Source organism: Chryseobacterium sp. MMO-72 (genome assembly GCF_037146035.1).
GTDB lineage: Bacteria > Bacteroidota > Bacteroidia > Flavobacteriales > Weeksellaceae > Chryseobacterium > Chryseobacterium indicum.
Genome location: NZ_JBBCWG010000026.1, coordinates 1 through 15,769, shown reverse-complemented (window position 1 = coordinate 15,769; position 15,769 = coordinate 1). Strand labels below are relative to the sequence as shown.

General features: G+C 35.9%; 8 protein-coding genes. All 8 read left to right on the top strand.

The genetic code is table 11. The features are described from left to right. Positions 1–91: 91 nt before the first annotated feature. Positions 92–958: a WG repeat-containing protein gene (locus WFH39_RS20915; protein WP_336691332.1), complete on the top strand. Its 867-nt coding sequence runs from the start codon at positions 92–94 to the stop codon at positions 956–958. Between the two features lie 1,128 nt (positions 959–2,086). Beyond that, positions 2,087–2,602 (top strand): hypothetical protein, encoded by a 516-nt coding sequence (locus WFH39_RS20910; protein WP_336691331.1) that lies wholly within the window; start codon positions 2,087–2,089, stop codon positions 2,600–2,602. A gap of 166 nt (positions 2,603–2,768) precedes the next feature. Further along, complete coding sequence (locus WFH39_RS20905; RefSeq protein ID WP_336691330.1) at positions 2,769–3,620, top strand: ATPase; 852 nt, start codon at positions 2,769–2,771, stop codon at positions 3,618–3,620. Between the two features lie 23 nt (positions 3,621–3,643). Beyond that, on the top strand, positions 3,644–5,938 hold the full coding sequence (locus tag WFH39_RS20900; protein ID WP_235132889.1) for an NADP-dependent malic enzyme: 2,295 nt from the start codon (positions 3,644–3,646) through the stop codon (positions 5,936–5,938). A 173-nt stretch (positions 5,939–6,111) separates the two neighbouring features. Beyond that, a complete protein-coding gene (gene ruvA / locus WFH39_RS20895) occupies positions 6,112–6,696 on the top strand; it encodes a Holliday junction branch migration protein RuvA (protein ID WP_214588500.1) in 585 nt (194 codons plus the stop codon). 6 nt (positions 6,697–6,702) lie between these two features. Next, positions 6,703–13,794: a T9SS outer membrane translocon Sov/SprA gene (gene sov / locus WFH39_RS20890; RefSeq protein ID WP_442891792.1), complete on the top strand. Its 7,092-nt coding sequence runs from the start codon at positions 6,703–6,705 to the stop codon at positions 13,792–13,794. A 111-nt stretch (positions 13,795–13,905) separates the two neighbouring features. After that, positions 13,906–14,283 carry a glycine cleavage system protein GcvH gene (gene gcvH, locus WFH39_RS20885; protein ID WP_214588502.1) on the top strand — a complete coding sequence of 126 codons (378 nt, stop codon included), beginning with the start codon at positions 13,906–13,908 and terminating at the stop codon, positions 14,281–14,283. Then, positions 14,276–14,635: a VanZ family protein gene (locus tag WFH39_RS20880; RefSeq protein WP_235132886.1), complete on the top strand. Its 360-nt coding sequence runs from the start codon at positions 14,276–14,278 to the stop codon at positions 14,633–14,635. Before gcvH ends, WFH39_RS20880 begins: the two co-directional genes overlap by 8 nt. Positions 14,636–15,769 lie beyond the last annotated feature (1,134 nt).

Genomic DNA, 15,769 nt, shown 5'->3' with positions numbered 1-15,769 from the left:
AAAAATGAAAGAATTGATAGTATTATTAGATCAATTCTGATCATTTTGGGCTGTTCAAGTTTTATTTACTATTTTTTTAAAAAATGGATTTATGAAAAGAAATAGACTTCTATTTGTATCATTATTTCTTCTGCTTATGCCATTAATTTTAAAAAGCCAAGAGTTGGCTGTTTTTAATCAGGATACATTATGGGGATATAAAGATAGAATGGATAATATTATTATAAAGCCTCAATATCAATTTGCGAAAAAATTTGTGGATAATTATGCTGTCGTTTATAAAAATGATTCTGCAGGAATTATCGATAAAAAAAATAATGTAATTATTCCATTTATATACAATCTAATTCAATACATAGAAAATGATCATTTTTTGTTTGGATATCATACAAAATATTTTGGAGAATATAATATGGGAATAATAGATAAAAATTTAAAAATAATAATTCCAGGAAGCTTTTATTATATACAAAAAAATAAAAACCTCTATAAGGTTACTAAAAATGTCGACACAATTTTAAAGTCAAACGATTCAGGAGATTTGCGATCAGTAAAAAGTTTGTATGGTCTATTCAATCTTGATGGTAAAGAAATTATTCCATGTATATATGATCAAATATCCTATTTAAATGAAAATTTAATTGTTGTAGAAAAAAATAATTTATTTGCATTGTTCAATTACAACGGTATCCAAATAACCGATTTTATCTATATGGTTTTTGGAGATTTTCATGATGGTCTAGCAAAGGCTAGAATAGGTAATAAATTTGGATTTATTAATGAATTAGGTGAAATTGTAATTCCTATTAAATATGATTATTGCGAGGAATTTATCAATGGCTTATCAGTTGTTACAATAAATAAAAAATGGCTGGTTATAAATACAAAAGGAAAAGTAGTAATACAGCCAAACGATTCGTACGAAGAAGTTACAAAACATCTTAATAATATGAATTGAAAATTATCTACAAATTAATAAGCCGCAGGAAATTTTCTGCGGTTTTGTAAATAATAAATTATAAAAAGGTGTGAGCATAGTATTTTTACTTTTGGTTGTTGTAGCATTAATAATAATACTGGGTGTCGCCTTTTTCTTTTCGTCAATGTTAGCGATTTCCATTCGGGCATTTGTAATAGGAAATAAATCTCTTGGTTACTTTTTCCTTGGGCTATTTTTGCTATCCGTGTTAATTTTGGTCTATATAATGATGAATTAAGCAATGATGTAATATTAAATTATGGAGATATATGGTAAAGTCTTTCTCTACTTCTTGATGAAAATACTTTTTATACAATAGAATCTTAAGCCACATTATAGAGTTGTGAGACTAACTCTTTTGTCAATCTAAAAATGATCAATTGAAATATTATTGTCATTTTTGTAAAAGATTATCTCAAGAATAAAAAACCAATAACTGCATTAGGATGTCATTAAAATTATATTTAGTAATTAATTCTTTTATTTTCGTAACAGTAGTATTACTATTTTCAATATTAATAAGTACATTAACATCTATTGTACAATCTGATTTTACTTTTTTATATTTATATGTATATCGTTGTATTAGTCACCTTTTTGAATCCTATTATCTATTTTGTGTATCATCTTTTTTTATCATATTTAATGTAGTAACATTTTATTTTGAAAAAATTAGAAATTTAACTTTTGTAATTTTGGTTAGTACTATACTGGCTTTTTTATTAAACGATTACGAATTGAGAGTTTTATTTGTTTATAAAAGTCAGCCGATCAATCAAAAATTTTATATTTATTTAATTTCTTATATAAGCACTGTTTTAGTTTGGTATGTTATGCTAAAAAAAATATGGAAAAGTGAAACATAAATTTTTACAAATAAATATGAAAGGAAAAATTTTATTTATCACATCATTTGTATTTTTGAGTACTATCAATGCACAAATCTTCAAAGAGCCTTATTACTTTATTGGTCCAGATGAAATGCATGTATATAAAAGTTCTAATGATACATTATATACATCAACCACATTTTCTTTGCAGCAACTTACAACCAAGAAATATAGAAATCATTATAAAATTTGAGATGTAAAGGAAAACACATCCGATATGGTAATTATGAAGGTGGAAAGCCTTGATAGTATTCCATTAACAACAGAGCCATATCCTGATGACAGATTTAGAATATTTGTTTATAAAAAGAATGGTAAGAAAGAGCTTACTATTATTAATAGCATCAGTCATTTAACGAAGCAAAAAATGACAAATTACAACACAGATACAATTCAATCAAAAACCAGTATAGGAATGAAGCTATATAGCTTAACTTATATGAAAGAATTGTTAACACTGAAAAAAGTTGTCACTAAAAAAGATGTTGATAAAATCAACGAGGAACTTAATGATCCTAAGTATCTAACTTTTGTAGAAAACTACAAAAAAGAAATTAAATTGTTTGATCCGTATGCTTCTATTTTAACGGCGAATTTAATTAATACAGCGTGTTTAAATCTTGGATATAGTCCAATCGGTGCAAGTTTTTCAATGAATATTATCAACTCTAATAAAAAAGCTAAAGAAAAAGAGGAGATAATCAATGAATTTTATAGACGATTAAATCCATAAAAATAAAACCGCAGAAAACTTCCTGCGGTTTTTCTATGTAAAATCATAATGGAATATAAGTTTTTAAAATAATTGCTGAAAGCAAATAACACATATGTCATGTTCAGAATCCGTCATCTTACAAGATAAATTCATAATTTAGCATCCTTAAACTAAAATGTAAAATATGGTTGCTATTGTTGATAGTGGTTCTACAAAATCCGACTGGGTAATTTTGGACGATTTTAAAAAGGTCTTTCTGAAAACAGAAACCATTGGCTTCAACCCAAACTTCATCAACAAAGAACTTATTGTTCCTGAAATTGAAAAAAATACAAGTCTTAGCACCGTTAAAAATTCAGTCACGAAAATTTATTTTTATGGTTCCGGATGTGGTGTTCAGCAGAATTGTGATATCATTATAGAAGAACTGGGTAAAGTATTTATCGGTGCAGAAATTATTGTTAAGGAAGATCTCACAGCAGCAGCTTACGCCGCTTACAGAGGAAAGCCCGCAATTGTCTGCATTTTGGGAACGGGTTCCAATTCTTGCTATTTTAACGGAGAAACCATTAAGATTCAGTTGCCTTCTCTCGGATTTCTTGTAGGAGACGAAGGGAGCGGAAGCGCAATCGGAAAACAACTGGTAAGAAGATTCTTTATGCAGAAACTTCCTGCAGATCTCTCATCGGAGTTTGAAGAAACGTATAAGCTTACCGTAGAAGAAGCCCTGAAAAATATGTATCACACTTCAAGACCGAATGCATATTTGGCAGATTTCAACAAATTTGTGGTTGAAAGAAAAGATCATCCGTATTTACAGAAAATGGTTCATGATGAAATGCTTAGCTTTTTTGATTATCAGGTTCTGCCTTATATGGAATCCAGAGATGTTGAGATCAATTTCATCGGGTCAATAGCCTATTATTATGAAGATATTTTATGTTCTGCAGCGGCAGAGCTTAATCTTACTGTGGGACAGATTGTTCAGAAACCTATCGAAAGTCTGGTAGGCTACCACATACAATATATATTATAATTAAAAATAACAAAATTCATTATATGTCAAGTAAAACCCACCGCGACGAAAAGAACTTTAATCAGGCGGCTTTAGATTATCATAAAGCCGAACCTAAAGGTAAGATCGAAGTGATCCCTTCAAAACCACACTCATCTCAGAGAGATTTGTCATTGGCGTATTCTCCGGGGGTTGCAGTTCCTTGTATGGAAATCCACGATAAGCCGGAAACGGTGTACGACTACACCGGAAAAGGAAATCTGGTCGCTGTTATTTCAAACGGTACCGCAGTTCTTGGTTTGGGAGATATCGGTGCAGAAGCTTCGAAGCCGGTAATGGAAGGGAAAGGTCTTTTGTTCAAAATTTTTGCGGACATTAACGTTTTCGATATTGAAATCAACGAAAAAGATCCTGATAAATTCATAGAAATTGTAAAAGGCATTGCTCCTACATTTGGAGGAATCAACCTTGAAGATATTAAAGCTCCGGAAGCGTTTTATATAGAACAGAGGCTGAAAGAAGAACTGGATATTCCTTTGATGCACGACGATCAGCACGGAACGGCAATTATTTCTGCAGCAGCATTAATTAACTCACTTCAGATTGCCAATAAAAAGATCGAAGAAGTGAAAATGGTGGTGAACGGAGCAGGAGCAGCAGCCATTGCATGTACCAACCTTTATATTTCTCTTGGTTTGAAAAGAGAAAATGTCTTAATGTGCGACAGCAAAGGAGTAATCAACCACAAAAGAGAAAACCTTACTCCGGAAAAAATCGATTTTGTTGCTCATACAGACATCGAAACATTGGAAGATGCCGTAAAAGGTTCAGACGTTTTCGTGGGATTATCAAAAGGAAATGTAATGACGCCGGAAATGCTGCTGAGCATGAACGAAAACCCTATCGTTTTCGCATTGGCAAATCCGGATCCGGAAATTGCTTATAATGTAGCAATTGAAACCCGTAAAGATGTCATTATGGCTACAGGAAGAAGCGATTATCCTAATCAGGTTAATAACGTTCTCGGTTTCCCTTACATTTTCCGTGGAGCATTGGATGTTCAGGCAAAAGGAATTAATGAAGCAATGAAACTGGCGGCTGTTCATGCCATTGCAGATTTAGCGAAAGAACCTGTTCCGGAAGCAGTAATTTTAGCGTATAATATTCAGAATCTGCAGTTCGGAAGAGAATATTTTATTCCGAAACCGTTTGATAACCGTTTAATTACGAAAGTATCCAGTGCTGTAGCGAAAGCTGCCGTAGAAAGCGGTATTGCCAGAAAAACAATTACAAACTTCGAAGAATACGAAAACAGCCTTCTCGACAGAATGGGAAGAGACGAGAAGCTGGTAAGAATGATGCAGAACCGTGCAAAAGCCAATCCGAAGAGAATTACTTTAGGAAACGCAGAAGAATACAATGTTCTGAAAGCAGCACAGATCTTATATGAAGAAGGAATTGCGTATCCGAGTCTGTTAGGAAATAAAAAATACATCAAAGAGCAGATGGAACATTTCGGGATCAATCTTGATATTCCGATTATTGATCCGAGCGACGACGATCAGAAAGAGAACAGAAAAAAATACAGAGAAACACTTTGGAAACTTCGCCAGAGAAAAGGAATGAACGAATACAAAGCAAAAAGATTCGTTCGCCAGAGAGATTATTTCGGTCCTTTGATGCTGAAACATGGCGATACGGACGGATTAATTGTCGGTTTCTCTAAAAACTATACTTCTGTTTTAAGACCTGTTTTAGAAGTAATTGAAAAAGATAAAGGGGTTGATAAAGTAGCAGCAATGATGATGATCCTGTCTGAAAAGAAACCCATTTTCTTCGCAGACACTTCCATCAATCAGAATCCTACAGCAGAAGATCTGGTAAATATTGCTAAAATGGCAGAATTCACCGTAAAATCTTTTGCCATCGAACCGAGAATTGCCATGCTAGGTTTTGAAAATTTCGCGGCCATCTCCGAAACTTCAAAGAAAGTAGCAAAAGCAGTAAGCATCCTTCACGAAAAATATCCGAAAATGGTCGTGGACGGAGAAATTCAGCCGGATTTTGCGATGAATTCTGATCATTTAAGTGATTATCCGTTCTCAAAATTAGGAACAACGCCTGCCAATACATTCATTTTCCCGAATCTTGAAAGTGCCAACTTATCCTACAAGATCATCAGAGGAATGAAAGTGGCACAGGTAATCGGACCAATTCTGATGGGGCTGAAACAGCCGGTTCACGTTCTGCAGATGCGTTCCAGTGTAGATGAGATTGTAAACCTTGCCACCATTGCGGTTCTGGATGCCCAGAGAAGAGAGAAAAAAGATAAAAAGTAAACAGAAGGTTAACAATATTTGAAACAATTAAAAGACTCCGGATTTCGGAGTCTTTTGTTTTTGGAAGCGATTGTTAAAATTATAGTTAAAAATTAAGTTAAAAATCATTCGCGCGTGAAATGAAAACATAACTTAGTTTAAATTACTATATTTGGGAGTTATAAAAATTAATAATGATATTTTCACTTCAAGGCATTGTTCAGGAACTTACGCCTACCTACGCAGTAATCAACGTACAAGGAGTTGGTTACTATGTAGGTATAAGTTTAATGACTTCACAGACCCTCACAACCAATAAAGAAACCTTTCTTTTTATTCAGCAGATTATTCGGGAAGACGCCCATTTATTATTTGGATTTAACACTCGTTCAGAAAAAGAAATGTTCAATCTGTTAATAAGCGTTAATGGAGTAGGAGCGGTTTCTGCACTTATTTTACTATCCACTTTAAGTCTTGATGAGATTGCTTCGGCAATATTATCAAAAAACAGCGCACTCATTCAGAAAGCGAAAGGAATCGGTGCAAAAACAGCTGAAAGAATTATTGTAGATCTTAAGGATAAAGTGCAGAAATACAGCAATCCGGAAGAAAATATTTCCACATTTGCAAATAATAAAATCAAGGAAGAATCGTTATCTGCATTAGAAGTTTTGGGCATTCCGAAGCGAATGAGTGAGAAGCTTGCAGATAAAATCATGAAGCAGGATTCTGATATTTCAGTAGAAGAGTTGGTAAAACAAATTTTAAAAAACATTTAACATTTGGTGGCGAATAATAAATATTTCAATATAATTCTGTTCCTGTCGTTTTTACTTGTGTCAACATTTACGTTTGCACAGAGGCGGGCTACAGCAAAAGTAAGCGATACTGCAATTATCAAAAAGGATTATCAGTTGGCAGATCCTACACAGTATGAAGCCTACTATGATATAAAAACAGGAATGTATTTCGTATATCCAAAGGTGGGAAATACAATAACCGGACAGCCGACTGCAATGTCTCCTGAAGATTACAAGGAGTTTATGATGGAGGCTCAGACGAAAGCTTACTATAAAGAGAAGTCAGACCGCTATAGTCTGATGTTCCGGAAAGATAAAAGTGATGCAGCGAGAAAAGGTTTAATTCCTTCATTGCAAATTAATAACAGGCTTTTCGAAACCATTTTCGGAAGTAATAAAATTGAAATCATTCCTACCGGATATGCTTCTTTCGATTTTGCCGGACTCTATCAGAAGATTGATAATCCATTAATCTTACCACAGAACAGAAAGAGTTTTACATTTGATATCGACCAGAGAATTCAGCTCGGATTATTGGGGAAAGTCGGAGAGAACCTTCAGCTAAAAGCCAATTACGATACCCAGAGTGGTTTTGCTTTTGAAAACAGAATGAATCTTGTCTGGCAGGCTAAAGGAAGCTGGAAAGATCTTCAGCAGAAAGGTCTGCAGGATGTAGATAAACCAAGTGCAGGGGGAGAAGATAAAATTATTAAAAGAGTAGAATTCGGTAACGTTAATATGCCGCTTTCAACCAGCCTGATCCGTGGTTCTCAATCTTTATTCGGGGTTAAAACAGAGTTTCAGCTGGGTAAAACCTTTGGGACAGTGGTGCTTTCCCAACAGCAGGGTGAAGCCAGAAATATTACGGTACAAGGCGGTGGTGTAATGAATACATTTAAATTAAATGCAATTGATTATGAAGACAACCAGCACTACTTCTTGGGACATTATTTCCTGGATAAATATGACGGAGCTTTATTAAACTATCCTCAGATCAATTCAAAGATCAGCATTACAAGACTGGAAGTGTGGGTTTTGGATCAGGGAAACAGCAATTTACAGTACCAGAAAAGTATTGTCGGAATCAGAGATTTAGGGGATGCTCCGGGAATTCTTCCGGATAATAACCAGCCGGGTTTCAACCTGTATTCCACAATCAACGGACTACCGGGTTTAAGAGATGCAAGTACAACATATAATGCAATCAATGGACAGAATCTTCCAGTTGCGACAGGAACAACAGAAGTTTATCAGGATGGCGAACACTTTATCTTTAATAAAAAAGCAAGAAGATTAAATACCAATGAATATACCTTACAGCCACAGTTAGGATACATTTCATTAAATCAGAAACTTAATGATAATCAGCTTTTGGCAGTTTCCTTCTCCTATACGGTGAATGGAAGCAATCAGGTATATAAAGTCGGGGAATTCTCTGAAGAAAGTACGGTTTTAATGGCAAAACTTCTGAAGCCGAATACAACAGTAAAAACCACTTCTCCGATGTGGAATCTGATGATGAAGAACATCTATTCTTTAGATGCGGGACAGGTGAATAAGGATGGATTTATCCTGAACGTTTTATACAGAGATCCACAATCCGGAGGTAAGGTTAATTATCTTCCGGTTGCCAATAATCCGCAGGTGAGCAGTGTTCCTTTAATCAAATTATTAAACTGGGACAGACTAAACGCTAACGGAGATTTACAGAACAACGGAAGTTCAACAGGAGACGGTGTTTTTGACTTTGTTAACGGAATTACCATAAGACCGGAAACCGGAAGAGTAATCTTCACCAAAGTTCAGCCTTTTGGTAGTTATATTCAGAATGTAATAGGAACTAACGATCCTCAGTATGTGTTCTCGGATCTTTACAGCCAGCAAAAGCAAGTGGCTACATCAAGCAATCTGGCGCAGCGTTACACCATTGAAGGTCGTTACAAAGGTGTTCAGGGACAGGGAATTTCTTTGGGAGCAGTTAATGTTCCTCAAGGTTCGGTAAAAGTTTCGGCAAACGGAGTTCAGCTTACCGAAGGGATAGACTACACCGTAGATTATATGTTGGGAACAGTTACCATCATCAATGAGCAGGTAAAACAATCCGGACAGGCAATTAATATTTCACTGGAGAACCAGTTAACATTCAATACCCAGAGAAAGAGATTTATGGGATTGAATCTGGAAAGAAGATTTAATGAAAACTTTATCTTGGGAGGAACCGTTGTAAATTACTCCGAATCGCCACTTACCCAAAAGGTAAATTATGGTCAGGAAGCCGTGAACAATACTATGGCAGGAATCAACTTGATGTACAACAATAAACTTCCGTTCCTTACGAGACTAACAGATAAGATTCCTCTTGTAAACACTGAAGCCCCATCCAATTTGAATTTCAAAATGGAGGCAGCCTATTTACTTCCCGGTTTAAATAAAGGAATTAACGACCAGTCTTATATTGATGATTTTGAACAGACCACTTCGAAAATTACATTAAAAGAACCTACAGCATGGAGTTTAGCTTCAAAGCCGGAAAAGAACCAGTCTGATCCGTTATTTACAGGAGCCGGAAAAAATAATGACAGAACAGAAGGTTACGGTAGAGGTTTGTTATCATGGTATAACATTGATCCTAGATTTTATGGAGTAGGAGGAAAAGCTCCCGCAGGAATCACTCCGCAGTCGGTTTCCAATCATGCTTCAAGAAGGGTACAGTTCTCGGAAATTTTCAACAACAGAGATTTTGTAGCAGGAGAACAGACGTATACCAATACTTTTGATATTTCGTATTATCCTGCAGAAAAAGGACCTTACAACTCGAACCCTAATACGGAAACAACAGCACAGAGATGGGCGGGAATCATGAGACCGATCAGTGTTTCCAATTTCGTAAATTCAAACATCGAATATGTTGAATTCTGGATGATGGATCCTTATGCAGACGGAAATACTTTGGGTACCAATCCAAAACTTTTACTGCATTTAGGAAATGTTTCTGAAGATATCCTTAAAGACGGACAGATGCAGTACGAAAACGGATTGCCAACTCCTTCGGCTCCGTCTACAACTACGGCATCAAACTGGGGAACCCAACCGAAGCAGCCACCGATTCTTTACGCTTTCTCAAGTGAAGGAGCAGACAGAAAGGCTCAGGATTTGGGATATGACGGTTTAAGTTCGGATCAGGAAGCAGCATTGTTTGGAAATACATTTATCAATCCGGTTACCAATGTTTCCGACCCTGCAGTAGATGATTTTGTATTTTATATGTCAGACAAGTTCACAGGAACTCAGGCGTCATCTCTGGTTCAGCGATACAAATATTTCAGAGGTCCGGAAGGAAACTCTCAGAGCAACTCTTTGGAAGTTTCTTCACAGACTCCGGATGCGGAAGATATTAATAAAGATTACAACTTGGATCAGACGGAAAGCTATAACCAGTATGAGGTAAGCTTAACTCCTGGAAGCTTAACTTTAGGACAGAATAATATCGTAGATGTTAAAACAGTTCAGGCATCATTCCAGAACGGGCAGACTTCGCAGGTAAAATGGTATTTATTCAGAATTCCGGTTTCAAAATATGTTACAACTGCCGGTAATGCAGACCCTTCTATTTTGAATAATGTAAGATTTGCAAGATTATTATTAACAGGTTTCGATCAGACTTCAACGTTAAGATTCGGAACGATGGATCTGGTGAGATCAGACTGGAGAAAATATCCTAAAAATATTGCCAATACGGGAAATTCAGGAGCTACGGATGAAGGGACACTCACTACAAATAACGATAACTTTGAGGTGGGAAGTGTAAATATTGAAGAAAATGCACTGAATCAGCCGCCTTACGTTTTGCCTCCGGGAATCGACAGACAGATTTTAAGCGGTAATGCAGGTGCGCAGAGACAGAATGAAGCTTCTTTATATTTAAAAGCGACATCCCTTGCTCCGTCTGAAGCGAGAGGGGTATTTAAAAATACTTCTCTGGATATGAGAAGATACAAGAAGCTGAAACTTTTTGTACACGCTCAAGATCCTGGTAAAAGAGTATTCGGTTTTAATAAAGAAACCAAATTCTTCATCCGTTTAGGTAGTGATGCCACAGATAACTATTATGAATATGAATCTTCACTCTTCGTTACACCATCTACCGCTACAACACCTATGGAAATCTGGCCGATGGAAAATGATGTGGATTTAAATATTCAGGATTTTGTGGATGCTAAAATAAGAAGAGATAAAAATCACCCGACGCAAATTGTACAGAGATTAAAAGATGAGGTTTTTGATCCGGGGAATACTTTTAAAAGTCTTTACATCAAGGGACGTCCAAGTTTAGGAAACATTACAACTATCATGATTGGTGTCAGAAATGGTTTTGAAAGAGGAACTTCCGCAGCTGTCGCAATCGACAGAATTCTTTGGGTAAACGAAATTCGTCTTTCCGAAATAGAAAACGACGGAGGGTATGCAGGAAACGCCAGCTTAAACTTCAACCTTGGAGATTTTGCAACCGTGAATACAAGTGCTTCTTATACTTCAGTAGGATTTGGAAACATCGATTCTAAACCTGCAGAAAGACATCAGTCTACTCAGTCTGCATTCAGCATCAATACAGCAGTAAATGTAGATAAGTTTTTACCGGAAAAAAGCGGAGTTAAAATTCCTGTAAATTATTCTTACTCTCAGACTATTGAAGATCCGAAGTACAATCCTCTGGATACGGATGTTGAGTTTAAGAAAGCGGCAAACAAGGAACAGCTTAAAAAAGTAGCAAGAACCTTTACGCAGCAAAGGAGCATAGGCGTTGTGAATATGCATAAAGAAAGAATGAATCCGAACAGGAAACCTAAGTTCTACGATATCGAAAACGTATCGGTAACGGCGGTTTACAACGACGATTATTATAGAGATATTTATACCAAGAAAAATTACAGACAATATCTGAGAGGGTATGTGGATTACAACTACACATTCAAACCTTGGGTAATCCGTCCGTTTAATAAAATGATAAGCGATACCGCGAAGTCTACGAAATATTTAAGGTGGGTAAAAGAATTTAACTTTAATCCTATTCCTACAAGATTCTCTTTCAGAACTGAAATCGACAGAAATTACAACGAATTGCAGTTCAGAAATATCGATGCGATTCTTACAGGGAATTATGGTGATGACTTTGCTGCTATTAAAAACAGAAACTTCTATTTCGGATGGCAGTATGGTTTAGGATTTAATTTTACTAAATCTTTAAAACTGGAAATCAACTCGGCTACCAGAACATTGAATGATAATGTAGATGTAAACTCAATGGACAACAGTTCTATCTTTGGAAATGTTTTCAGAGCAGGAAGACCGGTACTGTACAATCACAGAGTTCAGCTGAATTATAAATTACCATTCCAGTATCTCCCTTATCTGGATTTCATCGATGCAGAATTAGGATACGGATTTACCTACAACTGGAATGCAAGATCTACCGTATTGCTGTCGAGTCCGGATGGAAGCTTAGGTTCGGTAGGGCAGAATACCAATGTTATTCAGGCAACAGGAACGGCAGATTTTACGAAGTTCTTCGGACAGTTTAAATATTTCAAAAATATTTCAGCGAAACTTCAGAAGCGTAAACAGGAAATAGATTCTTTAAATAATGCCTACACCCAACAGTGGGAGAAGAAAAGATATGCTTATAAAAAATATAAGTTTAAATCCAGACTTACGCCGCTTCAGAGCATGGCTTATTTATTAACATCTATGAAGCAGTTGGATATCAATTACTCTGAAAATAACGGAACCGTTCTTCCGGGGCTGCTTTCTGCTCCGAACTGGTATGGTTACGGACAGACTTTGGGAGGTCCTACCATCGGATTCCTTTTCGGTTCTCAGGCAGATATCAGAAGAACGGTAATGGAAAACGGATGGGTAAGTGATTCTCAATTTATGACAGATCCTTATGTGAGGATGTCAACGCGCGAATTAAGAGCCAATTTGCAGATAATACCGATGAATGATCTTCGGATTGATATCAACGCATTGCATAATTACAACCGCAACTTTACCCATACAGGATTCAATTACAGAGATCCGAACACAGGAGTTGCCAATCCGAATTATACATTTGCGAATGATTTGGTAACATACTCCAATTCGGTTGTGTTACTGAAAACGGCATTCAAAGACGGAGCGGCAATTTATCAGGCAATCAGACAGAATGCACAGGCATTATCTCAGCAAATGCAGGGAGCTTTAGAACCGAACGGATTTAAAGACGGATACGGAATTTCAAATGCATACATTTTAATTCCTGCGTTCCGAGCTGCAGTTGAAGGTAAAACGGTAAAAGAAATGAAAAATCCTAAAAAAGCAGGGCTTCCGATTCCAAACTGGAAGATCACTTACTCAGGATTGAGAAACATTCCGATCATTAACGGACAGTTCTCCAAGTTTGATCTTTTGCATTCTTATCAGGCAACTTATACAGCAACAGGAATTCAGTCGAGTATCGATTACTTCAACAGTCTTAATTCTTATAATGCAACGCAGAGAGATATTAATGATGATTATATCAATCCGTTCACTTTTGCTCAGGTAGGTTACGTAGAAAACTTCTCGCCGCTGATTGGAGTAGATATGACGATGAGAAACAATATCCAGTTGGGTATTCAGTATAACAGATTAAGAACATTGTTACTGGGATTGGTCAACCATACTTTAACAGAAGATTCAAACAGCGAATATGTTGTAAGAGTAGGATATATCATCAGAAACTTCAGACTGGGAATGACGAACGTGAGAGGAAGAGGAAAAGCGAAAGGAAGCGACCTTAATATCAGAGGAGATTTTTCACTGAGAGACAGTAAAACCAGTATTACGAATATTCTGCTTGATGATTCTCAGATTACCGGAGGACAGAGACTGATGAATATTAAAGTATCAGCAGATTATAATGTCTCTGAAAACCTTAACCTTAGAGTATTCTATGAGCAGATGACTTCTAAATACAAAATCTCTACCGCGTTCCCGTTGTCAACGATCAGAGCAGGTATTTCTGCAACGTTTACATTCGGAAACTCAGGAGGTTTCTAATTAGAACGAAAATAAATTTAAATGTCCCTCAGTTTTTGAGGGACATTTTTTATATCCGATATTTGAACCTTCTGGAATTTTGAATACATTTGTACAAATAAAAAATTAAAAATGAACACACCATCAGAATTAAAGTACACGAAAGATCACGAATGGATCAAGATTGAAGGAAACGTTGCTACAATCGGTATTACAGACTTCGCACAGGGAGAATTGGGAGATATCGTTTACGTAGATGTAGACACTGTAGATGATGATCTTGAAGGAGGTGCGGTTTTCGGAAGTGTAGAAGCTGTAAAAACAGTTTCAGATTTATTCTTGCCAATCTCAGGAAAAGTGATAGAATTCAACTCAGAATTGGAAGATCAGCCGGAATTATTAAATTCAGATCCTTATGGGAACGGATGGATCATCAAATTAGAAGTTGCTGAAGGTGCAGATCATTCAGAATTACTTTCTGCGGAAGAATACCAGTCAATCATTGGATAAGATTTCAAAAATATTCAGTAAGATATTGCCCATTTATTGGGCATTTCTTACTTATATGCTCCTCAAGCCCGGTGAAGAAAACCACGAATATTGGTTTATGTTCAGCGGTATAGACAAGATTTTGCATCTAAGCATCTTTGCAGCATTAGGTTTCCTTTTTATTGCTGCTTTTCCAAAAATCCGTTTTTATTACTTCATTCAGATCATTTTGCTTTACGCATTTCTTACCGAGATCCTTCAGGAAGAAATGGGATTGGGAAGATCAATGGAAACTTTAGATATTGTTGCCGACACGGTGGGCTGCTTAATAGGATACTATTTTTATAAAATTTTAGCTAAGCGATTTCTTTAATTGCCCCTAAAAAAAGGTTGTTTAAAGTAACAAATCGATCTTAAAAAAATATCACCTTAGTTTTAGAACTTTCTCCCCTTCAAAAACTTCTTTCTTTATAAGAAGCTATTTCCCGCTATCCACTTTATCTTTTGGGTTACGGGCTCCGCTTCGCTCCGCCCGCAACCCAAAAGGATGCCGTTCCTATCGGGGCTAAATTTCGGAAACCTTATTGAAATGCCGACAGACCTTTCATTTGTAGGTGCCTCCTCAAGAGATGCTGAACTTATACTGGATTTTAAATACATATATAATAAAGAAAAGAGATGATCTCAAAAGTCAATACCTAACTTTTTCAATAAACCTTTCCTCTTTAACTCCTTTTTTCACCCATAGACTTCCTCCTTTCCCTTATTTGAATCCTCAAACCCATCCATTCTCCCATTCAATCCAACAAAATTTTCCTGCAGAACGCAATATTTCCGTCTTTTTTCCATGATTTCACTGCCCGTTCAACGGTTTTTCAAAATCAAAAATATCAAATCGTTTAATGTGGAAAACTATGGATATTCCTATAAAGATAAATAAACCAGTGTTTTAGAGCATGAAGTTACCCACAATCGTGTATATGGCTTAAATATTATGTTAAATATATTTGGAAGCGGAGGGTTAAAGTCTCTATCTTTGCCCCACTGAAAAACGATAGAAGATCAGTAAGCGCAGAAGAGCTTTTAGCTAAGCAATATTACTTAATAAATCCTGAGAGAAGACGGTAACAAGTCTTTTTAAAGCTACAGATTGAAGCGGGTTTTGTTTTTAAACTTTTTTTTAAAAAAAATATAAAATAAGATTTGCGGGAATAAAAAAGATTTGTATCTTTGCAGTCCCTAAACGGGGAAGCGCAGGAGATGATAGATTGAGAGTTTAGAGAGGGGTTAAGGTTACAGAAAAAACTTTAAAATTTTCTTGAAAAACATTTGGTCAAATCAAAATAAGTTATTACTTTTGCACTCGCAAATACGAAACGAAAACGACAGATACTGAGTTTTGTAGGAAGCGGAAGAAATGAAGATCATTGACATACAATATAACAACCAAGTAAGGAAAAACTAAAGCGTCAAAACTTTGAGTGAGTCAGACAAACATACAATGGAG